This window comes from Micromonospora sp. NPDC005979, assembly GCF_040614415.1.
Classification (GTDB): Bacteria; Actinomycetota; Actinomycetes; order Mycobacteriales; family Micromonosporaceae; genus Micromonospora.
On record NZ_JBEXUR010000002.1, the window covers coordinates 14,109 to 38,273 of the forward strand.

Sequence of the window (24,165 nt, forward strand, 5' to 3'; positions counted from 1 at the left end):
TCACACCTCCCTGGAGTCCGAGCCGGCGACGATGTTGGCCGGCTCCCGCTCGGCGACCACGCGCGTGATACGCGGGCTCGGTGGTACCTGTAGATCCATCGGCGGCAGCGGGAAGCTCCCGTACGGCCGGCTGTCGACCTGCTCCTGCGTGGTCGGCTTCGGCTGCGGCTTGCGGCTCGGCCAGAAGAGCGTGGCGAGCAGCAGGATGCCGGCCGGGATGCTGACGGCGATGACCTTGCCGCGGGTGTCCCAGTCCTCGATCGAGCGCAGGCCCGACAGGACCAGGATCCAGACCAGGTTGATCGGCAGCAGCACCTTCCAGCCGAAGCGCATGAACTGGTCGTAGCGCAGTCGGGGCAGCGTGCCGCGCAGCCACACGAAGACGAAGACCAGCGCGATCACCTTGCCGAAGAACCAGAGCATCGGCCACCAACCGGAGTTGGCGCCCTCCCACAGCGTGATCGGCCAGGGTGCCCGCCAGCCGCCGAGGAACAGCGTGGTGGTGACCGCGGACATGGTCACCATCGCGACGTACTCGCTGAGCATGAAGAGCGCGAACTTCAGCGAGCTGTACTCGGTCATGAAGCCGGCGACCAGCTCGGACTCGGCCTCGGGCAGGTCGAACGGCGCCCGGTTGGTCTCACCCACCGTGGCGATGAAGAAGATGACGAAGCTGGGCAGCAGCAGGATCGCGTACCAGCCCGGGGCCGGGATCTCGGTGCCGAAGATGGTCAGCCGGGTGGCGTCACCCTGTGCGGCGACGATCCCGCTGGTGCTCATCGTGCCGGCGGTCATGAAGACCGCCACGATGCTCAGGCCCATCGCGACCTCGTACGAGATCATCTGGGCGCTCGACCGGAGCCCGCCGAGCAGCGGGTACGTCGAGCCGGAGGCCCAGCCGCCCAGCACGATGCCGTAGACGCCCATGGAGGAGCAGGCCAGCAGCAGGAGCACGGCCACCGGCACGTCGGTGACCTGCAACGGCGTGTGGTGGCCGAAGATGCTCACCATCGGGCCGAACGGCACCACCGACAGCGCGGTGACCGCGCAGATCACCGAGATCGTCGGTGCGAAGAAGTAGACGACCTTGTCGGCCGCCTTCGGGAGGATGTCCTCCTTGAAGGCCATCTTCAGGCCGTCGGCGAGGGTCTGCAGCAGGCCGAGCGGGCCTACCTGGTTCGGGCCGGGCCGCACCTGCATGTAACCGACCACGCGCCGTTCGAACCAGACACCGAGCAGGGTGGCCAGCAGACCGAACGCGAAGGCGAAGACAATCTTGCCGAGAACCAGCCACCACGGATCCCGACCGAAGTCGGCGAGCGTCGGGTCCTGAGCCAGGACGATCGAGTTCACTGGTTACCCCCAGAACTGAGGATGGTCTCGTCGGCCGCCACGCGTCCGGCCGGGATGGCCGTACCCGATGCGGGGACGGAGATCCGGACGACCGTGCCGGACGTCGCCCCGAGGCTGCGCCGCACGGTCGAACCGGGTGAGTTCGTGGGCAGCCAGACCACGCCGTCCGGCATCTCGGTGATCTCCGCCGGCAGGGTCAGCGCACCCCGGTCGGTGCCGACCGTGACCGCGTCACCGTCGGCGACACCGAGCGCCTCGGCGGTGCCCTTGCCCAGCCGGACCACCGGCGGGCGGGCGGTCCCGGCGAGGTTCTCGTCGCCCTCGGTCAGGGTGCCGTCGTCGACGAGCTGGTGCCAGGTCGCCAGCACGGCTTCCCCGGCGCCCGGGTGCGGCACCGTGCCCGGCGACACCGACGGCGCGGACGGCCGGGTCGTGCGCGTGGCCGGCAGCGAGCCCAGCTCGCGGCGGACACTCGGCACGTCGGCGGTGCCGAGGCTTACGTCGAGGAGCGCGGCCAGCGCGTCGAGCACCCGCCCGTCGGTCATCGCGGCGGTGTTCAGCACCGCCTCGAACGGACGCAGCCGGCCCTCCCAGTCGAGGAAGCTGCCGGCCTTCTCGACCACCGGGGCGACCGGCAGCACCACGTCGGCCCGCCGGGTCACCGCGCTGGCGCGCAGTTCCAGGCTGACCAGGAACGGCACCGCGTCCAGCGCGGCCTCGGCCAGTCGCGGGTCGGCCAGGTCGGCCGGGTCGACGCCGCCGACCAGCAGCGCGCCGAGCTGTCCGTTGGCCGCCGCCGCCAGGATGCCGTCGGTGTCCCGACCGGCCTGGCTGGGGATCACGCCGGCCGGAATGTCCCACGCCTCGCCCAGCTCGGCCCGCGCGGCCGGCTCGGTGACCAGCCGGCCCCCGGGGAGCAGGTTGGGCAGGCAGCCCGCGTCGACCGCGCCGCGGTCACCCGCGCGCCGCGGCACCCAGGCCAGCTTCGCACCGGTACGCCGGGCCACGTCCGCCGCCGCGGAGAGCCCGCCCGGCACGGTGGCCAGCCGCTCGCCCACGATGAGGATCGCGCCGGGCGCGCTGAGCGCCTCGGTGACCGTGGCGTGCTCGGCGAGCACGCTCGCCTCCTCGCCCGGCACGACCCGGGCCAGCTTGGCGCCGAGCTTCTCCAGGCCGCGGGTGGCGAACGGCGCCAGCGCGTACACCGTCAGGGTCTTCTTGAGGTACGCCTTGCGCAGCCGCAGGAAGAGGATCGGGCACTCCTCCTCCGGCTCCAGGCCCACCAGCACCACGGCCGGCGCGTTCTCCACGTCGGTGTAGGTGACGTCGGTGACTCCGGCGACCGAGCTGGCCAGGAAGTCGGCCTCCTCACGGGAGACCGGCCGGGCCCGGAAGTCGATGTCGTTGGTGTTCAGCGCGACCCGGGCGAACTTCGCGTACGCGTAGGCGTCCTCGACGGTCAGCCGACCGCCGGTGAGCACCGCCGTGCCCTGCCCGCCCTCGCGGGCCGCGTGCAGCCCCTCGGCGGCCCGGGTCAGCGCCTCACTCCAGGACGCCTCCCGCAGCTCACCGGTGTGCTCGTCGCGGACCAGCGGGGTGGTCAACCGCTCGGCGGACCGGGTGTACTGGAAGCCCCAGCGACCCTTGTCGCAGTTCCACTCCTCGTTGACCGCCGGCTCGTCACCGGCGAGCCGGCGCAGCACCTTGCCGCGCCGCCAGTCGGTGCGCTGCCCGCAGCCGGCCGAGCAGTGCTCGCAGACGCTCGGGCTGGACACCAGGTCGAACGGGCGGGCCCGGAACCGGTACTGCGCGCCGGTCAGCGCCCCCACCGGGCAGATCTGCACGGTGTTGCCGGAGAAGTAGGAGTTGAACGGAACATCACCGTCGTCGCCCTGCTCGCCGTACGCGTCGTCCCGGTAGATGTTGATTTCCTCGGCGGACGACCGGCCCATCAGGTCGATGAACTTGTCTCCGGCGATCTCCTCGGAGAAGCGGGTGCAGCGCTGGCAGAGCACGCAGCGCTCGCGGTCCAGCAGCACCTGGCTGCTGATCGCCATCGGCTTCTCGTACTCCCGCTTGTGCTCGTGGAAGCGCGAGTCGGTGCGGCCGGTGGACATCGCCTGGTTCTGCAGCGGGCACTCGCCGCCCTTGTCGCACATCGGGCAGTCGAGCGGGTGGTTGAGGAGCAGCAGCTCCATCACCCCCTCCTGCGCCTTCTGGGCGACCGGGGAGGTGAGCTGGGTCCGGACGACCATGCCGTCGGCGACGGTCTGGGTGCAGGAGGCGACCGGCTTGCGCTGCCCCTCCACCTCGACCAGGCACTGCCGGCACGCGCCGGCCGGGGCCAGCAGCGGGTGGTCGCAGAACCGGGGGATCTCGGTGCCCATCTGCTCGGCGACCCGGATCAGCAGCGCCCCCTTCGGGGCGGTGACCTCGACGCCGTCGATGGTGAGGGTGACGGTCTCGGTCTGCTTGGCTACGTCGGTCATCAGTGCGCCCCTACCAGGGTCTTCTCCGACAGCATCGGAGCTTTACGACCCTCGATGTAGTCGAGGTAGTCCTGCTTGAAGTACTTCAGGGACGAGGTCACCGAGCTGGTCGCGCCGTCACCCAGGCCGCAGAACGAGCGGCCGAGGATGTTGTCGCAGGTGTCCAGGAGGGTGTCCAGGTCCTCGTGGGTGCCCTGGCCGGAGAGGATCCGCCGGTAGACCCGGACCATCCAGTAGTTGCCCTCCCGACACGGGGTGCACTTGCCGCACGACTCGTGGTGGTAGAACTCCAGCCACCGGTACGTCGCGTAGACCGGGCAGTCCTGGTCGGAGAAGATCTGCGTGGCCGTGGTGCCCAGGATCGAGCCGGCCGCCGCCACGCCCTCGAAGTCCAGCGGCACGTCCAGGTGCTCGGCGGCGAGCAGCGGGGTCGACGATCCACCCGGGGTCCAGAACCGCAGGTTGTGACCGGGCTGCATGCCGCCGGCAAGTTCCAGCAGCTCCCGCAGCGTGACGCCCATCGAGCACTCGTACTGGCCCGGGTTGGCGACCCGGCCCGACAGCGAGTAGATCATCGGCCCGGAGGACTTCTCGGTGCCCATGGACTTCCACCAGTCGGCCCCACCGAGCACGATCGGCGGGACGCTGGCGATGGTGCCGACGTTGTTCACCACCGTCGGGCTGGCGTACAGGCCGTGGGTGGCCGGGAACGGCGGGCGCAGCCGGGGCTGCCCCCGGAACCCCTCCAGCGAGTCCAGCAGCGCCGTCTCCTCGCCGCAGATGTACGCCCCGGCGCCGGAGTGCACGACCAGCTCCAGGTCGTAGCCGCTGCGCAGGATGTTCCGGCCCAGGTAACCCTTGTCGTACGCCTCCTGGACGGCGTTGCGCAGCCGCCGGGCGGCGTGCACGGCCTCGCCCCGGATGTAGATGTAGGCGCGGCTGGCCCGGATCGCGTACGACGCGATGATCACGCCTTCGACCAGCGCGTGCGGATCGTGGGTCATCAGCGGGAGGTCCTTGCAGGTGCCCGGCTCGCCCTCGTCGGCGTTGACCACCAGGTAGTGCGGCTTGCCGTCACCCTGCGGGATGAAGCCCCACTTGAGACCGGTGGGGAAGCCGGCGCCGCCACGACCGCGCAGCCCGGAGTCCTTGATCAGCTGGATCAGGTCGTCCGGGTGGGCCTTGAGGGCCTTGCGCAGCGCGGCGTAGCCGTCGAGCTGCTCGTAGGTGCCGATCCGCCAGGCGTCCGGTGACAACCAGCGCTTGGTCAGCACCGGCGTCAGCTTGGCCAGCGTCTCCGGGCGGGGAGTGGTCACTTGTGGGCCCCCGTTTCGCTCGCGGCGGCGGGGTCCGTGCCATCCGCGTCCGCCGACGCTTCGGTGAGGTTGCGCTCCTGCGCGCCGGTCGAGTCACCGGCGGGCTTGCCGTCGCCGGCCGGGGCGTTGGCCGCCGCGCCGGCGGCCTGGGCCGCCTGCGCGTCGCGCGGGGCCGGCGGTGAGGTCTCCGCCGGCGCCTTCGTGCCGGGCGCGTCCGGCACGGCCGTCTCCGCGTCGGGCTGCCGGGTCTCGGCGGTACGCACCTGCGGCGACTTGTCGTCCGGCGCCTTCACGTCGGGCGCGGTGCTGCCGGTGGCCGCCTCCGGCTCGACCCGCTCGGCGGTGCCGGCCGTACCCGTGGGGGTGGCCGCGCCGTCGCCGCTGGTGACTTCAGTGGCGGGGGCCGCGGCCGGGGTGGCCGCGCCGTCGCCGCCCTTGACCGGCGCGGTGGTGGCCTCGACGGGCGCCGGCTTGGCGGCCTCCGCCTTCGCCTTCGCCTCGGCGGCCGCCTTGTCGGCCTCGGCCTTGCTGCGGATCGGGGTGTTCGGGTCGAAGCCCGGCACCGAGACGCCGTGCTCCTGCGCCAACCGCAGACCCCGCAGGGTCGGCTCGCCCGGCCCGCCGTCGCCGACCGCGCCGTCGCGCTCGTCGGCGAAACCGGCGAGCTGCACAGCCATCTCCTTCAGCGTGCACAACCGCGCGCCGCGCGTCGGCATCGGCCGTCCGCCCGCGCGCAGCTCGTCGACCACACCGACCGCCGTGGACGGGTCGACCCCGTCGAAGAAGTCGTAGTTGACGGTCATCACCGGGCCGTAGTCGCAGGCCGCCAGGCACTCGGCGTGCTCCAACGTGATGGTGCCGTCAGCGGTCGTCTCGTCGTGCCCGACACCCAGGTGCTCGGAGAGGGTGTCGTAGACCTCCTGGCCGCCCAGCACGTTGCACATGGTGTTGGTGCAGACGCTGACCAGGAAGTCGCCGGTGGGCTTGCGCTTGTACATGGTGTAGAAGGTGGCGACCGCGCCGACCTGGGCCTTGTTCAGCCCGAGCACCTCGGCGCAGAACGTCACGCCGGCCGGAGAGACGTACCCCTCCTCGGACTGGACCAGGTGCAGCAGCGGCAGCAGGGCCGAGCGGGACCGGTCCGCCGGGTAGCGGGCGATGATCTCGCGGGCCCGCTCCCGCGTCTCGTCAGTGAACGTCGTCGTCATCGGTCACAACCACCCATCACGGGATCCAGCGAGGCGCCGCCGGCGATCACGTCGGCGATCAGGCCACCCTCGGCCATCGCCGGGAGGGCCTGGAGGTTGACGAAGCTCGGCTCCCGGTAGTGCACCCGGTAGGGCCGGGTGCCACCGTCGGAGACGGCGTGCACGCCCAGCTCGCCGCGCGGCGACTCGATGCCGACGTACACCTGGCCGGGCGGGACCCGGAAGCCCTCGGTGACCAGCTTGAAGTGGTGGATCAGCGACTCCATCGACTGACCCATGATCTTCGCGACGTGCTCCAGCGAGTTGCCCATGCCGTCGACGCCGATGGCGAGCTGCGCGGGCCACGCGATCTTGCGGTCGGCGACCATCACCGGGCCCGGGCGCAGCCGGTCCAGCGCCTGCTCGACCAGCTTCATCGACTCGCGGATCTCGGCGAGCCGGACCTGGTAGCGGCCCCACACGTCGCCGTCGGGGTGGGTCGGCACGTCGAACTCGTACGTCTCGTAGCCGCAGTACGGCATGGTCTTGCGCAGGTCCCAGGCGAGCCCGGCCGAGCGCAGCACCGGACCGGTGATGCCGAGCGCCACGCAGCCGGTGACGTCCAGCACCGCGACGCCCTTCGTCCGCTCGGTCCAGATGGGCTGGCCGGAGAGCAGGTCCTCGTACTCCTTGAGCTTCTTCGGCATCATCTTGAGGAACTCGCGGATCTTGCGGACCGCGTCGTCCGGCACGTCCTGCGCCACACCGCCCGGCCGGACGTACGCGTGGTTCATCCGCAGCCCGGTGATGGTCTCGAAGATGTCGAGGATGTACTCCCGCTCACGGAAGCCGTACAGCATGATCGAGATGGCGCCCAGCTCCATGCCGGTGGTGGCCAGCCAGACCAGGTGCGACGAGATCCGGTTGAGCTCCATCATCAGCACGCGGATGGTGGTGGCCCGCTCGGTGACGTCGTCGGTGATGCCGAGCAGCTTCTCCACGGCCAGCGCGTACGCCGTCTCGTTGAAGATCGGGGAGAGGTAGTCCATCCGGGTCACGAACGTCGAGCCCTGGACCCAGTTGCGGTACTCGAGGTTCTTCTCGATGCCCGTGTGCAGGTAGCCGACGACCGAGCGGGCCTCGCGGACCGTCTCGCCCTCCAGTTCGAGGATCAGACGGAGCACCCCGTGGGTGGACGGGTGCTGCGGACCCATGTTGACCACGATGCGCTCGTCGTTGATCGGGTCGGTGCCCGAGACGACCGTGTCCCAGTCCCCACCCGTGACGGTGAAGACCCGGCCCTCGGTGGTCTCGCGTTCGGTCGCGTAGTTCGACGTGGTCACTGGTAGGACCTCCTCCGGTCCGGCGGCGGAATCTCGGCGCCCTTGTACTCGACGGGCACACCACCGAGCGGGTAGTCCTTGCGCTGCGGGTGGCCCTCCCAGTCGTCCGGCATGAGGATCCGGGTCAGGTTGGGGTGGCCGTCGAAGACGATGCCGAACATGTCGTACGCCTCCCGCTCCTGCCAGTCGGCCGTCGGGTAGACGGCGGTGACGCTGGGAAGGTGCGGCGACTCGGCGGAGACGGCGGCCTCCAGCCGGATCCGACGCCGATAGGTCATCGAGGTGAGCAGGTAGACCACGTGCAGCCGGCGCTCGTCCGCGCCGAGGTAGTCCACCCCGGACACCGAGGAGCACAGCTCGAACCGCAGCGCCATGTCGTCGCGCAGCACCTGGCAGACCTCGGCGATCCGCTCGGGGCGGACGTGCAGGGTCAGCTCGCCCCGGTCGACGACCACCTTCTCGATCGCGTCGCCGAAGGCCGGGTACGCCTCCTCCAGCGCGTCGCGGACCTCGTCGAAGTACCCGCCGTACGGCCGGGCGGCCTCCTCGATCGGCTGGCGCGGGCGGACCAGGCCGCCGTAGCCGGACACGTCGCCGGTGCCCTGGTTGCCGAACATCCCGCGACCCGCCGGGCTGGCCGGCGGGTACTCGGCCGGGGCGGTCGCGCTGGCGCCGGGCGGCGTCACCGGCACCGGCACACCGCCGTCGTTGGTCTTGTCCGTGGGAGACGTCATTTCGGGCCTGCCTGCGGGTGGAGATGGTTCTGGGCGTTCATCCAGTTCTCGATCCGCAACTGCTCCTCGCGCCCCTCGCGGACCGCCTGGGTCCACTCGGCACGCCGGGCCTTGTCGTTGCGGTAGGAGGACGGCATCGAGCCGTACGGCACCACCGGGACGTCGCCGCGCTCCTGGCGGGCCGCCAGCATCTTGCGACCGTTCGGGCCCAGCGGCTCGTACATGATCTTCTCGCGGAGCTTGAGGATCGCGTCGATGAGCATCTCCGGCCGGGGCGGGCAGCCGGGCAGGTACATGTCGACGGGTACGACGTGGTCGACGCCCTGCACGATGGCGTAGTTGTTGAACATGCCGCCGCTGCTGGCGCAGACGCCCATCGAGAGCACCCAGCGGGGCTCGGCCATCTGGTCGTAGATCTGGCGCAGCACCGGCGCCATCTTCTGGCTCACCCGGCCGGCCACGATCATGAGGTCGGCCTGCCGGGGCGAGGCCCGGAAGACCTCCATGCCCCAGCGGCCCATGTCGTAGTGCGGACCACCGGCCGCCATCATCTCGATGGCGCAGCAGGCCAGGCCGAAGGTCGCGCCCCACACGGACGACTTCCGGGACCAGTTGACCAGCTTCTCCACCGAGGTGAGCAGGACGCCGGCGGGGAGCTTCTCCTCGATGCCCATCTGACGTTCCTTCCTCAGTCCCAGTCCAGGCCGCCGCGACGCCACACGTAGGCGTACGCGACGAAGACCGCGACGATGAACAGGACCATCTCCACGAAGCCGAAGATCGGCAGAGCGTCGAACGAGACCGCCCAGGGGTAGAGGAAGATGATCTCGATGTCGAAGACGATGAAGAGCATCGCCGTCAGGTAGAACTTGATCGGGAACCGCCCACCGCCGACCGGCTGCGGGCTGGGCTCGATGCCGCACTCGTACGCCTCGAGTTTGGCCTTGTTGTAACGACGGGGACCGGCGAAACGGGCGGCGCCGACGGAGAACAGCGAGAACGCCGCGGCGAGGGCGAACAGCCCGATGATCGGTGCGTAAGGCGAGAGCGACATCGTTTTCTCCTGCTCGTCCTTCCCTGCCGTCAGTGCTTGACGAAAATCACACTATTCACGTCCCTCGCGGTGGCTGCCGGCGGGGGTCGATCTTTGTCGGCGTCGAGGCTGTGACCAGCACCGATGCCGTCCCAACTAGACGGCTGGGGCCGCCTTCGTCATCGCATTGATGACCCGGTCCATCGCGTCCCCACCCCGGGGGTCGGTCAGGTTGGCCAGCAACTTGAGCACGAAACGCATCAGCGTCGGATGGGGCATGCCGTGTTTGGTGGCGATCCGCATGATCTCCGGACGGCCGATCAGTTTCACGAAGATGCCGCCGAGCCGGTAGTAGCCACCGAGGCGGGCCTTCAGCTCGTTCGGGTACGCCAGCAGCGCCCGCTCCCGCTCCGGTCCGGCCGGACGCGCGAGCGCCTGCACCGCGACCTCCGCGGCCAGTTCGCCGGACTCCATCGCGTACGCGATGCCCTCGCCGTTGAACGGGTTGACCATGCCGCCGGAGTCGCCGACCAGCAGGACGCCGCGGGTGTAGTGCGGCACCCGGTTGAAGCCCATCGGCAGGGCGGCGCCGAGGATCGGGCCGTCCGCGTTGGTCTCGTCGGTCATCCCCCACTCGGCGGGGGTGTTGGCCAGCCAGTCGGTGAGCAGCCGGCGGTAGTTGGTCTTGCCGAACGCGGACGACGAGTTGAGCACGCCGAGGCCGACGTTGACCCGCCCGTCGCCGAGCCCGAAGATCCAGCCGTACCCGGGCAGCAGGTTGTCGCCGCTGTCCTTGCTGCGCAGCTCCAACCACGACTCCAGGTAGTCGTCGTCGTGCTTGGCCGGCGAGTGGTAGTAGCGGCGGACGGCCACGCCGATCGGCCGGTCCTCCCGCTTGGCCAGCCCGAGCGCGAGCGGGAACCGACCGGAGACACCGTCGGCGGCCACGACCAGCGGGGCGTGGAAGGTGGCGGGCTCCTTGCCGGGCCCCACCTCGGCCTCGACGCCGGTCACCCGACCGTCCTCGTCGAGCACCGGGCCCAGCACGTTGACCTGGGTCCGCAGCTTGGCGCCGGCCGCGACCGCGCGCTGGGCGAGCAGGTCGTCGAAGTCCAGCCGGGTACGGACCAGCCCGTAGTTCGGGAAACTCGCCAGCTCCGGCCAGTCCAGTTCCAGGCGTACGCCGCCGCCGATGACCCGTAGGCCCTTGTTGTGCAGCCAGCCGGCCTCGGGCGAGGTGTCCACGCCCATCCGGATGAGCTGGCGCACCGCACGCGGGGTCAGTCCGTCACCGCAGACCTTCTCCCGGGGGAACTCGGTCTTCTCCAACACCAGGACCCGTACGCCGTGCCGGGCCAGGTGGTACGCAGTTGCCGATCCACCGGGACCGGCGCCAACGACGATGACATCGGCGTCGTGTTCCACCGCGGTCATTCGCGCCTCCTCCCGCACGCTCGTGAAATGCTTCACAAGCCAGACGGGACGAGTGTATGACCGGCGTCATACCTGCGCAGGATCAGGGGTACCTAACTCGCCGGTGTGACAGCCGACGACCGTCCACAGCAGCCGACTGTCAGGCCGGGCTGGGCGCGTCCAGGCCGGCGTCGACCCGGATCGTCTCCGGCAGATGCTCCCGTAGCGCGCCGCCCGCCGCCCGGTCCAGGGCGGCCAGCACCTCGGCGACCACCTGCCGGACGTCCGCCGGGTCCGCGCCGGCCAGCGCGCGCAACTGCGTGATGAGTTCGGCCGCGTCGTCGTCGGTGGCGGCCACCGGGCTCGCCGGGTCTGCTCCGGTCATGCGGACGAGCGTACGGCGCAAAGTGGACTAAAGTCGGATATTCCTGAAAAGCGCAAGCGTCTCGCATATCACGCGCGGACGTCGCGCCGTACTACGCGCGGACGGCCCGGTGCAGCGCGACCACGCCGCCGGTCAGGTTGCGCCACGCCACCCGACCCCACCCCGCCGCGGTCACCCGACCGGCCAGCGCCGCCTGGTCCGGCCACGCCCGGACCGACTCGGCCAGATAGACGTACGCGTCGGGGTTGCTCGACACGGCGCGGGCCACCACCGGCAGCGACCGCATCAGGTACGACAGGTACACCGTCCGGAAGACCGGATTGACCGGGGTGCTGAACTCGCACACCACCAGCCGGCCGCCCGGTCGGGTGACCCGGGCCAGCTCGCGCAGCGCCGCGTCGGTGTCGTTGACGTTCCGCAGGGCGAAGGAGATGGTCACCGCGTCGAAGCTCGCGTCGGCGAACGGCAGCCGCAGCGCGTCGCCGGCCAGCAACGGCACCTCGGGACGCACCCGCTTGCCGACCTGGAGCATGCCCAGCGACAGGTCCGCCCCCACCGCGTACGCCCCGGACTGGGCCAGCTCACGGGTCGACACACCGGTGCCCGCTCCCACGTCCAGCACCCGCTCACCCGGTCGCAACCCCAGGGCCGCGCGGGTGGCCCGCCGCCAGGAGCGGTCCTGCCCGAAGGCGAGCACGGTGTTGGTCAGGTCGTAGCGCTCGGCCACGCCGTCGAACATCGCGGCGACCTCGTGCGGTTGCTTGTCGAGACTGGCGCGCTGGCCCTGCGGGGTACGGCTCACCCCGTCCACTCTGCCAGCCCCGAGCGAGCCCTCGGCCGCTGGGTCCGCGTACCCCACGGTGTTCGGCGGCGCCGACATGCGCGAGGGCGGGGTGGTCGCCCACCCCGCCCTCGTGTCGTACCCGTGTCAGTCGGTCGACTTCTCGTCGCCGGGAGCGACCATGACGACCTTGCGGCGGCGGGAGAGCACCAGCAGCGCCCCGCCCGCGAGCAGGATCAGACCACCGATGCCGCCGATCAGGCCGGCCTGCACACCGGTGACCGGCAGCCCACCGCCGCCGGAGCCACCGCCGCCCGCCGTCGGCGACGTGCTCGTGCCCGGCGTCGTCGTGCCGCCCGGGGTCGGAGTCGCCGTCGGAGTCGCGGTCGGCGTCGGCGTGACGGTCGGCGTCGGGGTCGGCTGCGCGCTCAGGTCGACGAACACGTCGAACTGCGCGGTGTTGTCCACCTCGTCGGTCTCGGTGAACGCCCGGCGCTGCGCGCCGGAAGCGTCCCGGGGCTCCTCCTCGGGGCTGCCCTGGGTGGCCTCGAGACCGGCGGCCCAGACGAATCCGGGCCGGAGCACCGACTCGGTGACGTCCTCGCCGATCTTCACCCGGACCTCGCCCGTGTAGAACTGCCCGGGCTTCAGAACGACGCCACTGTCCTCGCAGTAGGCGTTGGCGAACCCGCCCAGCGGCTGCTCGACGCAGCCGTCCGGCAGCTTGGCGAAGGTGACGCCGGCCGGCAGCGTGATCCCGTACGCCACGCCGGTCGCCTTCTTGCTGCCGTCGTTGTAGACCGCCCAGTCCAGCGGCGCGGTGTCGCCCCGCTTGACCGGCTTGAGGCCGGACTCGCCCGCCTCGTCGCCGTCCACCGTCACGTCGGCGTAGACGTCCTGCACCCAGGTGGTCAGGTCGTAACCCGGCTTGGCGACGGTGATGTCGTGCCGCACCTTGTTGTCCTGCGGGTTCGGGTCGGCGGTGGCCGAGCGGATGCTGACCACCAGCGTGCCGGCGTCACCACGACCGCCGGTCGAGAAGATCGGAATACCGAAGTCCTCCGTGGTGCCGGCGGCCAGGTCGCCGAGCAGGCAGGTGAACGTCGTGCCCTTGAGGTCACAGCCGTCCGGCGCGATGACGCCGACCTTGCGGTTCTTCAGGCCCTTCGTCTCCACGGTGACCCGGACGTCCTTGGCGTCGACCGTGCTTCGGGTGTTGTCGACCTGGAACTTGAACGGCTTGGCCTTGGCCGCCTTGACGCCCTGAGCCAGCTCGTAGCTGAGCGGCACCAGGGCCAGGTCGGCCTGGTCGGCGGCCTGCGCCGGGGCGGCGACGGTGGCCACGCCACCGGCCGCGAGCAGGGCCACGACGCCGGCACGGACCAGGGCCGAGCGGTGGAACGCTGTCATCAGTCCCCCGGGGGTAGGGAAGAAAATTGGATCGGTTGCGCCGAACGAGCGGACGTTATCGGAGGTCGATCTCCCACGCCAGCGTGGCGGCGGGTTTTCAACCGTCCGGCCTGGACCCGGCACACGGATCGGGCGGGATGGTCACCCATCCCGCCCGTACCGCCGTGCGTTATGTGAACGACCCTCATGGGCCGATGGAGGACGCGCCTCAGCCAGACGGCCGCACGCTATCCGTCGGCGATCATCTCCACCAGACCCGCAGCGGGCTATGCGCCGGCGAGCCCACCGGGAGGACCCGTACCGCCGAGTGGACGCAAGCGGAAGCAGGATCCCCGGTCAGCCGAACGGCCGGCCGCGACGTACCTCAGTTGACCTCGACGAGCGGCAGCGACCGGCCCGCGCCGCCGCCCGGCAGCGCGATCGAGGAGAAGTGCGAGACCACCCGCTCGTCGGTCGGGTCGTCGGCCGGCGTGTGGTGCACCGCCAGCCGGTTGTAGAGGGTGTCGCGCTGGGCCGGGATCCGGTCGGCAGAGCGGATCATGCCGATCAGCTCGTGCAGGTTGGAGCGGTGCCGGGCGCCGGCGGAGGAGATCACGTTCTCCTCCAGCATGATCGAGCCGAGGTCGTCCACGCCCATGTGCAGGGCGAGCTGCCCGACGTCCTTGCCGGTGGTCAGCCAGGACGCCTGGAGGTGCGGCACGGTCTCGAAGAACAGCCGGGCCACCGCGACCAGCCGCAGGTACTCCAGCGTTGTCGCCTGCGTACGACCCTTGAGGTGGTTGTTCTCCGGCTGGTACGTCCACGGGATGAACGACCGGAACCCGCCCGTACGGTCCTGCACGTCGCGGATCATCCGCAGGTGCTCGATCCGCTCGGCGTGCGTCTCGCCGGTGCCCATCATCATGGTCGCGGTCGACTCGACACCCTGCCGGTGGGCCAGCTCCATGACCTCCAGCCAGCGCTCGCCCGACTCCTTGAGGGGGGCGATGGCCCGGCGCGGGCGCTCGGGCAGCATCTCCGCGCCGGCGCCGGCGATCGAGTCGAGGCCGGCGGCCTTGATGCGGGCGATGGCCTCGTCCAGGCTGACGCCGGAGACCTTGGCCATGTGCAGGATCTCGCTCGGCCCGATCGAGTGGATCGCGAGCTGCGGGTACGCCTGCTTGACCGAGGAGAACAGCTCCTCGTAGTACTCGACGCCGTAGTCCGGGTGGTGCCCGCCTTGGAGCATCACCTGGGTCGCGCCCAGCTCGACCGCCTCGCCGCAGCGACGCAGGATCTCCTCCGTCGGGTGCGTCCACCCCTCGGAGTGCTTGGGGGCGCGGTAGAACGCGCAAAACTTGCACGCCGTCACGCAGACGTTGGTGTAGTTGATGTTGCGATCGATCAGGTAGGTGACGACGTTGTCCGGATAGCGCCGCCGGCGCACCGCGTCCGCCGCCTCGCCCAACGCGTGGAAGGGCGCCTCGGTGTAGAGCAGCAGGGCTTCCTCGGGCGTGATCCGCCCGCCGTCCGCGCCACGCTGCAGGATGTCGTCGATCTCCCGGCTCACCGTCACAACCCCGAGCCTACGTCGGCCGCCCGGTGGCCGCCGCGCCCCCGGGTCGCCGGTGACGAGCGCCCCAGTACGACGTTCCGCCCGCCACGGCCGTCAGGCGTCGTAGTCGACCGTGAGTTTGTCGGTGGTCGGGCTGGACTGGCAGGTCAGCACGTAGCCGGCGGCCACCTCGTCCGGCTCCAGGGCGTAGTTGCGGGCCATCGTGACCGACCCGTCGACAACCTTCGCCTTGCAGGTCGAGCAGACCCCGCCCTTGCAGGCGTACGGCAGTTCGCCGCGCACCTTCAACGCGGCGTCCAACACCCGCTGCTCCCGGCCCATCGTGAAGCTCGACGAGCGGCCGTCCAGCACGATGGTGACGTCCGTCCCGACGCCCGACTGCTCGGCGGGACGCGCCACCGGCTCGGGCGGTGCGTCGACGTGGAACAGCTCGGTGTGCACGGCCGACTCCGGCAGACCCCGCGCGGCCAGCACCTCCCGGGCGTCGACCACCATGCCGTACGGCCCGCAGAGGAACCACTCCTCGATCAGTTCGCCCGGGACGATCGTGCCCAGCAGGCGCCCCAACCGTTCGGCGTCGATCCGTCCGGACAGCAACGGCGACTCGCCCTGCTCCCGGGACAGCACGTGCACCAGGTGCAGCCGAGCCGGGAACCGGTCCTTCAGGTCGGCCAACTCCTCAGCGAACATCACGGTGTTCGCCGTGCGGTTGCCGTACACCAGGGTGAAGGTGCTGGCCGGCTCGACGGCCAGGGCCGTCGCGACCAGCCCGAGCACCGGCGTGATGCCGGAGCCGGCGACGACCGCGCCGTAGTGGCGGACCCGGTCCGGCGCGAACGCCGTGGTGAAGGCGCCCAGCGGGGGCAGCACCTCGACCGTGTCGCCACCGCGCAGCGCGCCGCACGCGAAGGCCGAGAAGGCGCCGCCGGGAACCTCCCGCACCCCGATCCGCAGCCGGCCGCGCCGAGCCAGGTCGTCGGGGGTGGAACAGATGGAGTACGACCGGCGCACGTCCTCGCCGTCGTCGGTCACCCGCCGCACCGTCAGGTGCTGCCCCGCCTGGAAGGCGAAGGTCTCCCGCAACTCCTCGGGTACGGCGAAGGTGACCGCCACGGAGTCGTCGGTGAGCCGGTCGACGGCCGCGACCGACAGTGGGTGGAAGGCCGGCCGGCGACGGACCGGCCGGGTGATGGTGACTGTCACAGCGCCTTCAGGTGGTCGAAGGGTTCGGAGCAGGAGCGGCAGCGCCACAACGCCTTGCAGGCCGTCGAGCCGAACCGGCTGACCTGCTCGGTCTCCGGCGAGCCGCAGAGCGGGCAGCGGACCGCGAGGGTCAGCGCCACCACGCCCGGGGCCGACGCCGGGGCGGGCGGGGCGATCCCGGCGGACGCGAGCTTGGCCCGCCCGGTGCCGGAGATCCAGTCGGTGCTCCACGGTGGGCTGTAGACCGTTCGCACGTCGACGTCCGGGTAACCGGCCTTCGCCAGGGCACGGCGCACGTCGGTCCGGATCACGTCCATGGCGGGGCAGCCGGTGTAGGTCGGGGTGATGGTGACGACGACCCGACCGGTGACCCGGTCCTGCTCGACCTCGCGGAGGATCCCCAGCTCGTCGATGGTGATCACCCGGATCTCCGGGTCCACCACGCTCGCCGCCGCCGTCCACGCGTCAGTGCGACTCCGCTGTGCGGTCGCTCCCGCGCTCACCACTGCGCCCCCGGGTGGGCGCGGTGCAGCACCTGCATCTCGGCCAGCAGGTAGGACAGGTGCTCGGTGTGCACACCGGCCCGCCCGCCGGTCGGCGCCCAGCCGCGCTCGGGACGGGTGAGCGTCGCCTCGGCCAGCACCGGATCGACGACCTCGTCGAACGCCGGCCGCAGACCCGCCGGATCGACCGGCGCCGCCGGGTCCGCCGCGAAAAGCTCGTGGGTGTACGGCCAGACGTGGTCCACGGCCTCCTGCATCCGGCGGTGCGACTCCTCGGTGCCGTCACCGAGCCGCTTCACCCACAGCGCGCCGTGGTCCAGGTGGTACGCGGACTCCTTGCGCGCCTTCGCGCCGATCGCGGCCAGCCGCTCGTCGGCGCAGCCGGCGAGCGCGGTGTAGAGCGGCACCTGGTACGCCGCCAGGAAGAACAGCTTCGCCATGGTCACCGCGAAGTCGCCGTTGGGCAACTCGACCAGGAGCACGTTGTGGAACTCGCGGTCGTCGCGCAGGTACGCGAGCGCGTCCTCGTCCCGACCCGCGGCTTCCAGCTCACCCGCGTACGACAGCAGCAGCCGGGCCGCGCCGAGCTGGTCGAGGGCGATGTTGGCGAGCGCGATGTCCTCTTCCATCTCCGGCGCGCGGGTCGCCCACTCGGCCAGCCGCTGGGCGGCGACCAGCGCGTCGTCACCCAGGCCCAGAGTGAAGGCGAAGGGCCCGTTCACGCCACCACCTCGCTCCGCTCGGCGGAGGCGCGAAGCGCCCCGTTGCTGGGCTGGCTGGTTCGCTCGCTCCGCTCGCTCACAGGTGCGCCACCCCGTCCGGTACCTCGTAGAACGTGGGGTGGCGGTAGACCTTGTCGGCGGCCGGGTCGAAGAAGGCGTCCTTTTCGTCCGGGCTGGACGCGGTGATCGCGCCCGCCGGCACCACCCAGATCGACACGCCCTCCTGGCGGCGGGTGTAGAGGTCACGGGCGTTGCGCAGGGCCAGTTCGGCGTCCGGGGCGTGCAGGCTGCCGACGTGGGTGTGCGACAGGCCCCGCCGCGCCCGGACGAAGACCTCCCAGAGAGGCGAGTGTTCGTTGCTCACGCGGCCACCTTCTCCCTCGTGTCGGCTCGCTTGGCGGCGTAGGCCGCGGCGGCCTCGCGTACCCATGCGCCGTCGGCGTGGGCGGCCCGGCGGTGCGCCATCCGCTCCCGGTTGCACGGCCCGTTGCCCTTGATGACCTGCATCAGCTCGTCATAGTCGGGCTGCGTGTAGTCGTACGCCTGCCGTTCCTCGTTCCAGCGCAGGTCGTCGGGGATGCGCAGCCCGAGGATCTCCGCCTGCTGGACGCACATGTCGACGAAGCGCTGGCGCAGGTCGTCGTTGGAGAAGCGCTTGATCTTCCAGGCCATCGACTGGGCGGAGTGGGTGGAGTCGCCGTCCGGCGGACCGAACATGGCCAGCGACGGGTACCACCAGCGGTCGACGGCGTCCTGGGCCATGGCCTTCTGCGCCGGGGTGCCGTGCGCGAGGGTGTGCAGGATCTCGTACCCCTGGCGCTGGTGGAACGACTCCTCCTTGCAGACCCGGATCATCGCCCGGGCGTACGGCCCGTAGGAGCACCGGCACAGGGGCACCTGGTTGACGATTGCCGCACCATCCACCAGCCAACCGATCGCGCCCACGTCGGCCCAGGTCAGGGTGGGGTAGTTGAAGATCGAGCTGTACTTCTGCCGGCCGTCGAGCAGCAGCCGGACCAGTTCGTCGCGGCTGATGCCGAGGGTCTCGGCGGCGGCGTAGAGGTAGAGGCCGTGGCCCGCCTCGTCCTGGACCTTGGCCAGCAGGATCGCCTTGCGCTTGAGCGAGGGCGCCCGACTGATCCAGTTGCCCTCGGGCTGCATGCCGATGATCTCGGAGTGGGCGTGCTGCGCGATCTGCCGGATCAGTGTCCGCCGGTACGCCTCGGGCATCCAGTCGCGCGGCTCGATCTTCTGCTCCGCGTCGACCACCTCGGCGAAGTAGGCCGCCAGATCCTCGTCCGGCGCCGGGCCGCCGCGCCGTTGACGAGCGGCGGCGGCGCGCAGCTCGGCCTCGGCCGCTTCGACCTCGCCGAGCAGGCCCGCGCCGGGCGCGTCGTCCGGTGCGTCGCCGGGTGCGGAGAAGTCGTTGCCATACATGAGGACAAGTGTTACAGCTTGCGCCCGAATGCACTAGGGGGTGTAACAGGAAACCCGAGTGACGTTCCGTCACCGATGGGCAGATCTCCGCTACCCACCGCGACCTCGGCGTTTATGACCTGGCTCACGGAAAGGAGGTCAAACCTCTCATAAGCCGCAAAGCTTTGGGACTTTCTCCCGATTTCGCACGTTGCCTGGTGTCGACCTCTGGCGATCGGCGCGTCCGGACGTAGACTTCTGCCGGTCACACGATCGGCTGCCCCCACGCCGGCTCCACAGAGGCCATCTCCCCCGGCCTCGGCGCACGCACCGGTCGCCCCGGACAACGAAGCCGGTCCCCCCGGCCCTGACATCTGGAGCTCACCCAACTCATGCGATCTCGCGTGACCATGGTGTTCGCCGTCGTGGCGGTGATTCTCGGTGGCGTCCTCCTGGTCCCCACCGCGTACGCCCGACTGTCCAGCGACGCCGGCGAAGGCGGCGGTGGTGGCGGCACCACCGCCAGCAGCGTCGCCGCGCCCGCGCCGGCCCCGCCACCACCTCCCACGCTGGCCGCGGGCCGCGTGTCGGTGGCGTTCAAGGGCGAATTCTTCTCGTGGGCGCTGCTCGACCGGAAGACCGGCAAGGTCTCCGGATCGTCGAACATGAGCGCGACCAGCTCCACGGAATCGATGATCAAGGCGTGGATCGTCTCCGACTACCTGCGCCAGCTCAAGGACAGGGAGCCGCCGGCCGCGCTGAAGCAGGCGGCCAGCCTCGCCATCATCGACAGCAACGACGGCGCGGCCAACAAGGTCTACGCCGCCGCGGGCGGGTCGTACAAGCCGTCGAGGAGCAGCATCCCGGACCCGGTGATCCAGCGGGCGATCAAGACTTGCGGCCTGACCGACACCAAGCGCGGCAACACCGAGCCCTACACCGGCTACTGGAGCTTCACCCGGATGTCCCCGCGCGACGCCGTCCGGCTCGGCGACTGCATCGCCGACGGTAAGGCCGCCGGCCCGAAGTGGACAAAGTGGGTGCTGGACCAGATGGCCAAGGTCCGCGGCACCACCGACAACCAGCGGGCCACTTCCGGTGGCGGCCGCTGGGGGATCATCGACGGTCTACCCAAGTCGATCACCGCGCAGGGGCCGGTCAGCATGAAGAACGGCTGGACACCGATTGCCTCCGACGGAAACTGGCACGTCAACTGCCTCGCGGTCAACGGGAAGTGGAGTCTCGCGGTGATGCTGCGCTACTCGATCAAGCTAGGGCTGGACTACGGCGCGAAGGTCTGCGCCAGCGTCGCCACCCAACTGGTCACCCCGCAGCCCGGCGCCGCGCTCAAGGTGCCGCAGCAGCCGGTCGGGAAGCTCTGATGGCCGGGAACCGGCGTGCCGATCGACGCGGTGCAGGCGAGACCTCGCCGCTGCGCCTGATCGCCGTCGCGGTCATCCTCATCGGGCTGGTGCTGGTCTCGCTACGCCTGCTGCCCGGGTCGCCGTTCGAGTCGGCCGCCGCCGCCAAGTGGGGCGACTCCGAGGCGACGACCAGCGACCGGTCCACCAACGCGGCCACCGACCGCAGCGCCCGCCAGCCGGCCCCGCCGAGCCCCAGCCCCAGCCCTTCGCTGACGCCGCTGCCGTTCCAGGCCAAGAACCTCGACCTCGACATCGAGGGCTGGTACTCCTGGAGCGTCCTCGACCGTCGGACCGGAAAGATCATCGGTTCGAAGAACATGGGCGAGACCAGCACCACCGCCTCGCTGATCAAGTCCTGGATCGTCGCCGACTACCTGCGCCGCGCCGCCGAGGCCGGCCAGACACCGAGCGACGCGAAGCTCGCCGACGCCACCCGCATCATCCGGGACAGCGACAACACGCGGGCCGAGCAGTTCTACAACTCGGTCGGCCGGGACGCCTCGATCCGACGGCTGCTCTCTATGTGCAAGCTGACCGACAGCAGCGTCGCCCCGGACAAGGGTTGGTCCCGTACCGCGCTCTCCCCCCGCGACACCGCGCGACTGGGCAACTGCATCGCCACCGGCACCGCCGCCGGGCCGAAGTGGACCAAGTGGCTGCTCAACGAGATGAAGCTGGTCCGGGGCGCGGGAGACTTCGGCATCCGTAAGGCGTTCCCGCCCGCGCAGCAGAAGCAGATCGCCATCAAGAACGGGTGGATCGACCGGACCGCCGAGCAGGAGATGCACATCAACTGCCTGGCCATCGGCGACACCTGGACGATGGGCGTGATGGTCCGCTACCCGATCAACATGGGCTACGAGTACGGCATGAAGAACTGCCAGAAGATCACCGAGGCGCTGCTGCGCCCCGGCACCTGACGGCGGCTGCCCTTCCGCATCCGAGCGCCGCTCTGTCCTGCAGAGCGGCGCTCGCCGCTCTGTCCTGCAGAGCGGCGCTCCGTCCATTTCGCGGCGCTCAGCGTCCTTCGCGGCGCGGCGGCTTCGCGGCGCGGCGGCTTCGCGGCTTCCTCTCGGACTCGCCGGGTGATCAGCCGGCGAAGAACTCCGGGCCGTCGGCGGGCAGCGCCGGGACCTCGCCGAGCGCGGCGACCCGCCGGGCGAACTCGCGCAGCCCGGCGACCTGCCGCTCGCCGAGCGAGAAGTCCAGGGCCCGGAAGTACCTGGCCAGCGTCGCGGCGTCGAACGCCTCCCAACGCGCCGCCGCCTCGGCGACCTGGTCCAGCTCGGAGAGGCAGAGGTCGCGCGAGCGCAGGAACGCCTCGTGCACCTCCTTGACCAGGCCCGGGTGCGCGGCCGCGAAGTCGCGGCGGACCGCCCAGACGGCGAAGACCATCGGCAGCCCGCTCCAGTCCCGCCAGGCCTGCCCCAGATCGGTCACGGTGAGGCCCCGCAACGGCGCCTCGTAGTACGCCCGCAGCGCCACGTCCCCGATCAGGACCCCGGCGTCGGCCTCCAGCAGCATCTGGGTGAGGTCCGGAGGGCAGCGGAAGTACTCGGGCCGCACCTCGTACCGCTCGGTGAGCAGCAACTGCGCCAGCATCACGCCGGTCCGCGACGTCGAGCCGAGCGCAACGCGGGCGCCGTCCAGCTCGGCGAGGGGCCGCGTGGAGACCATGTTGACCGAGAGCACCGGCCCGTCGCTGCCGACCGCCAGGTCCGGCAGGAGGAGCAGCTCGTCGGTGTGCTTCAGGTACTCCATCAGCGTGATCGGACCGATGTCGAGGTCGCCGGCCACCAGCGCCGCGCTCAGCCGGTCCGGGGAGTCCTTGTGCAGGTCGACGTCGAGCAGGCTGCCCGAGCGCATCAGGCCCCAGTAGATCGGCAGGCAGTTCAGGAACTGGATGTGCCCGACCCGCGGGCGTGCGACGCGCTCAACCATGACCCGACCGTATCCCCGGCCTCGGGATCCAGCCCGGCGGGCCGGCCCGGAGTGGCCAACCCCGCACCCGACCCCAGCCGATCGCGGGCGCTCCGACGACGTCACAGCCGGCCACCCACGTTCGGTAGGCTGCGCGTCCACCCGCCCTGCGGGTCTCGGCCAGCCACGTCACCGTCGGGCCGGCGGGCCGCCCGCGCGACGACCGGCCCGCCGCGCCGCCGCGTCCGCCACACAGGGTGAGGCCGTGCCGCCACGCGTCACGGGGCATATGGGGCATGGCCGCCCGGCGCAGGACCGCGCGGCGGAGATGCGGTGCCGCCGAAAACGGTTGTCCACAGGGCGATCCTTCGGAACGAAAGTATCGTACACCTGTTCTAGTGTTGGTCCATGTTGAGGGCGTTGGCGCAGGCGGGTGGCGGTGTCGACGCCTGCGCCGACACCGCGCCATGGGCCCTTCCCGACGACGAACTGCTCGCGGCGCTGGAGGCGTCGCACGCCCTGGCGCAGCGCCTGGCAACCATCCAGCTCGCTCTCGTGCGCGAGCTCGACGGCCGTGGTCTCGCGGTCGCCCAGGGCGCATCGTCGACCGCCGTCTGGTTACGGGAACGGCTGCGGTTGTCCGGGCGGTCGGCCCGCCAGTTGGTCCAGCTCGCCGCCACCATCGACGCGGCGCCGCCGACGGTCCGCACCGCCCTGCTCGACGGCAACCTCACCGTGGAGCAGGGCAAGGTGGTGGCGGAGACGATCGCGGCTCTTCCCGTCGAGGCCGGCCCGGAGGTGGCAGAGAAGGCAACCGAGTTGCTGATCGCCTGGGCCGACCGCTTCGATCCGACCACCCTGAGTCGCCTCGGCGAACGCGTCCTCGCGCACGTCGCGCCCGACCTGGCCGACGAGGCCGAGCTGGCGGCCCTCGACCGGGCCGCCGAGCGGGCCGAGGCTCGCCGGCACGTCACCCTCTCGGAGCCGAAGGACGGGCAGGTACGCCTCACCGGCAACCTCGACACCGGGACCGCGAGCCTGCTGCGGGAGGCCATCGATCCGCTCTGCGCTCCGGCCGGTGAGCACGACGACCGCAGCCCGGGCCAACGCAGAGCCGACGCACTCGGCGAGATCTGCCGGCTGGCACTGCGCAGCGGCCACCTGCCCGACAACGGTGGAGACCGGCCGCAACTGGTCGTCACCATGGCGCTCGACGCGCTGGTCAACGAGGTCGGCGCGGGCACCCTGGACACCGGAGTGCGTCTCACGCCGGGCGCGGTCCGCCGCCTGGCCTGCGATGCCGCCGCGCTGCCGGCAGTCCTGAACGGCAACAGCCAGATCCTGGACGTCGGGCGTCAGCGCCGACTCTTCACCGGTCCGCTGCGGCGCGCGCTGGTGCTACGCGACGGCGGCTGCGCCTTTCCCGGCTGCGACCGGCCATCCCGTTGGTGCGACGGCCACCATGTGCGCCACTGGGCCGACGGCGGCACCACGACCCTGGGCAACGCGGTCCTGCTCTGCGGGCATCATCACCGGCTTCTGCATCAGGGCGACTGGGCCGTCCGCATCGCGTCGGACGGCCAGCCCGAATTCCTCCCGCCCGCCTGGCTGGACCCGCTGCGCGCCCCACGCCGCAACCTTTACCACCGGCGCTGCTGAGTACAAGCGGTTCATCCCGCCACCCGTCACGGCACCCACAGCACGACGTGCTCGTCCTTCGTGAGCACGTGTTCGGGGAACGCCACGACAAGGCGACGCTCCCGCTCGCAGCGCGGCCGCGGCAGGCGGCCCGCTGTCGCGCGGGCTCGGGGCGAGCTATCAAACCGGTCCACGACGCGCCGACTCGTCCGGGTGGTTGGCTCGGTAATTCGGTGGAAGGGGTGGCGAGAAAGGCGTAGGGTTGCAGCCCGCTTGACGGCCGAGGTGAGCTGCACCGCAACGGACGTCGTCGCGCCGGGAGGTCGGCCATCCGCCCCCG

At 71.1% G+C, this 24,165-nt stretch carries 22 protein-coding genes; 3 read left to right on the plus strand and 19 right to left on the minus strand.

Annotation, left to right across the window (positions count from 1 at the left end):
- From nuoH to paaA, 18 genes are all read right to left on the minus strand, one after another.
- Entirely contained in the window at positions 1 to 1,353 is a 1,353-nt protein-coding gene (gene nuoH / locus ABZ272_RS03230) for an NADH-quinone oxidoreductase subunit NuoH (protein WP_355048267.1), read from the minus strand.
- Positions 1,350 to 3,842: an NADH-quinone oxidoreductase subunit G gene (locus tag ABZ272_RS03235; RefSeq protein WP_355048268.1), complete on the minus strand. Its 2,493-nt coding sequence runs from the start codon at positions 3,840 to 3,842 to the stop codon at positions 1,350 to 1,352. The genes nuoH and ABZ272_RS03235 overlap by 4 nt, the downstream gene beginning before the upstream one ends.
- Positions 3,842 to 5,158, minus strand: coding sequence for an NADH-quinone oxidoreductase subunit NuoF (gene nuoF / locus ABZ272_RS03240; RefSeq protein WP_355048269.1), 1,317 nt, complete (start codon positions 5,156 to 5,158; stop codon positions 3,842 to 3,844). Before nuoF ends, ABZ272_RS03235 begins: the two co-directional genes overlap by 1 nt.
- On the minus strand, positions 5,155 to 6,366 hold the full coding sequence (gene nuoE, locus ABZ272_RS03245) for an NADH-quinone oxidoreductase subunit NuoE (RefSeq protein ID WP_355048270.1): 1,212 nt from the start codon (positions 6,364 to 6,366) through the stop codon (positions 5,155 to 5,157). The genes nuoF and nuoE overlap by 4 nt, the downstream gene beginning before the upstream one ends.
- Positions 6,363 to 7,688, minus strand: coding sequence for an NADH-quinone oxidoreductase subunit D (locus ABZ272_RS03250; RefSeq protein WP_355048271.1), 1,326 nt, complete (start codon positions 7,686 to 7,688; stop codon positions 6,363 to 6,365). Before ABZ272_RS03250 ends, nuoE begins: the two co-directional genes overlap by 4 nt.
- Positions 7,685 to 8,422, minus strand: a complete 738-nt coding sequence (locus ABZ272_RS03255) for an NADH-quinone oxidoreductase subunit C (RefSeq protein ID WP_355048272.1) — start codon at positions 8,420 to 8,422, stop codon at positions 7,685 to 7,687. The genes ABZ272_RS03250 and ABZ272_RS03255 overlap by 4 nt, the downstream gene beginning before the upstream one ends.
- Positions 8,419 to 9,096 carry an NADH-quinone oxidoreductase subunit B gene (locus ABZ272_RS03260; protein WP_007454590.1) on the minus strand — a complete coding sequence of 226 codons (678 nt, stop codon included), beginning with the start codon at positions 9,094 to 9,096 and terminating at the stop codon, positions 8,419 to 8,421. The genes ABZ272_RS03255 and ABZ272_RS03260 overlap by 4 nt, the downstream gene beginning before the upstream one ends.
- Positions 9,097 to 9,110: 14 nt before the next feature.
- Positions 9,111 to 9,476 carry an NADH-quinone oxidoreductase subunit A gene (locus ABZ272_RS03265; RefSeq protein WP_007454588.1) on the minus strand — a complete coding sequence of 122 codons (366 nt, stop codon included), beginning with the start codon at positions 9,474 to 9,476 and terminating at the stop codon, positions 9,111 to 9,113.
- A gap of 135 nt (positions 9,477 to 9,611) precedes the next feature.
- Positions 9,612 to 10,889, minus strand: a complete 1,278-nt coding sequence (locus ABZ272_RS03270) for a geranylgeranyl reductase family protein (protein ID WP_355048273.1) — start codon at positions 10,887 to 10,889, stop codon at positions 9,612 to 9,614.
- A 139-nt stretch (positions 10,890 to 11,028) separates the two neighbouring features.
- Positions 11,029 to 11,253 (minus strand): hypothetical protein, encoded by a 225-nt coding sequence (locus ABZ272_RS03275; RefSeq protein WP_355048274.1) that lies wholly within the window; start codon positions 11,251 to 11,253, stop codon positions 11,029 to 11,031.
- Between the two features lie 91 nt (positions 11,254 to 11,344).
- On the minus strand, positions 11,345 to 12,055 hold the full coding sequence (locus ABZ272_RS03280) for a demethylmenaquinone methyltransferase (RefSeq protein WP_355048275.1): 711 nt from the start codon (positions 12,053 to 12,055) through the stop codon (positions 11,345 to 11,347).
- A 126-nt stretch (positions 12,056 to 12,181) separates the two neighbouring features.
- Positions 12,182 to 13,444: an LPXTG cell wall anchor domain-containing protein gene (locus ABZ272_RS03285; protein ID WP_355048276.1), complete on the minus strand. Its 1,263-nt coding sequence runs from the start codon at positions 13,442 to 13,444 to the stop codon at positions 12,182 to 12,184.
- A gap of 364 nt (positions 13,445 to 13,808) precedes the next feature.
- Complete coding sequence (gene mqnC, locus ABZ272_RS03290; protein WP_355048277.1) at positions 13,809 to 14,999, minus strand: cyclic dehypoxanthinyl futalosine synthase; 1,191 nt, start codon at positions 14,997 to 14,999, stop codon at positions 13,809 to 13,811.
- Positions 15,000 to 15,092: 93 nt separating this feature from the next.
- Entirely contained in the window at positions 15,093 to 16,202 is a 1,110-nt protein-coding gene (gene paaE / locus ABZ272_RS03295; RefSeq protein WP_355048278.1) for a 1,2-phenylacetyl-CoA epoxidase subunit PaaE, read from the minus strand.
- On the minus strand, positions 16,199 to 16,705 hold the full coding sequence (gene paaD, locus ABZ272_RS03300; protein WP_355048279.1) for a 1,2-phenylacetyl-CoA epoxidase subunit PaaD: 507 nt from the start codon (positions 16,703 to 16,705) through the stop codon (positions 16,199 to 16,201). The genes paaE and paaD overlap by 4 nt, the downstream gene beginning before the upstream one ends.
- Entirely contained in the window at positions 16,702 to 17,427 is a 726-nt protein-coding gene (gene paaC, locus ABZ272_RS03305; protein ID WP_355048280.1) for a 1,2-phenylacetyl-CoA epoxidase subunit PaaC, read from the minus strand. The genes paaD and paaC overlap by 4 nt, the downstream gene beginning before the upstream one ends.
- Before the next feature lie 76 nt (positions 17,428 to 17,503).
- A complete protein-coding gene (paaB, locus tag ABZ272_RS03310) occupies positions 17,504 to 17,791 on the minus strand; it encodes a 1,2-phenylacetyl-CoA epoxidase subunit PaaB (protein ID WP_266248073.1) in 288 nt (95 codons plus the stop codon).
- The gene (paaA, locus tag ABZ272_RS03315) at positions 17,788 to 18,864 is read right to left on the minus strand and encodes a 1,2-phenylacetyl-CoA epoxidase subunit PaaA (protein WP_355048281.1); all 1,077 of its coding nucleotides are present in this window, start codon (positions 18,862 to 18,864) and stop codon (positions 17,788 to 17,790) included. Before paaA ends, paaB begins: the two co-directional genes overlap by 4 nt.
- A gap of 371 nt (positions 18,865 to 19,235) precedes the next feature.
- Here paaA and ABZ272_RS03320 point away from each other — a divergent pair, with 371 nt between their 5' ends.
- Both ABZ272_RS03320 and ABZ272_RS03325 read left to right on the plus strand, forming a co-directional pair.
- Positions 19,236 to 20,225, plus strand: coding sequence for a hypothetical protein (locus tag ABZ272_RS03320; RefSeq protein ID WP_355048282.1), 990 nt, complete (start codon positions 19,236 to 19,238; stop codon positions 20,223 to 20,225).
- Positions 20,225 to 21,187, plus strand: a complete 963-nt coding sequence (locus tag ABZ272_RS03325) for a hypothetical protein (RefSeq protein ID WP_355048283.1) — start codon at positions 20,225 to 20,227, stop codon at positions 21,185 to 21,187. Before ABZ272_RS03320 ends, ABZ272_RS03325 begins: the two co-directional genes overlap by 1 nt.
- A gap of 169 nt (positions 21,188 to 21,356) precedes the next feature.
- Here ABZ272_RS03325 and ABZ272_RS03330 read toward each other — a convergent pair whose 3' ends face one another.
- Positions 21,357 to 22,208 carry a menaquinone biosynthesis protein gene (locus ABZ272_RS03330; protein WP_355048284.1) on the minus strand — a complete coding sequence of 284 codons (852 nt, stop codon included), beginning with the start codon at positions 22,206 to 22,208 and terminating at the stop codon, positions 21,357 to 21,359.
- Between the two features lie 387 nt (positions 22,209 to 22,595).
- Here ABZ272_RS03330 and ABZ272_RS03335 point away from each other — a divergent pair, with 387 nt between their 5' ends.
- Entirely contained in the window at positions 22,596 to 23,846 is a 1,251-nt protein-coding gene (locus tag ABZ272_RS03335) for a DUF222 domain-containing protein (RefSeq protein WP_355048285.1), read from the plus strand.
- Positions 23,847 to 24,165: the final 319 nt, after the last annotated feature.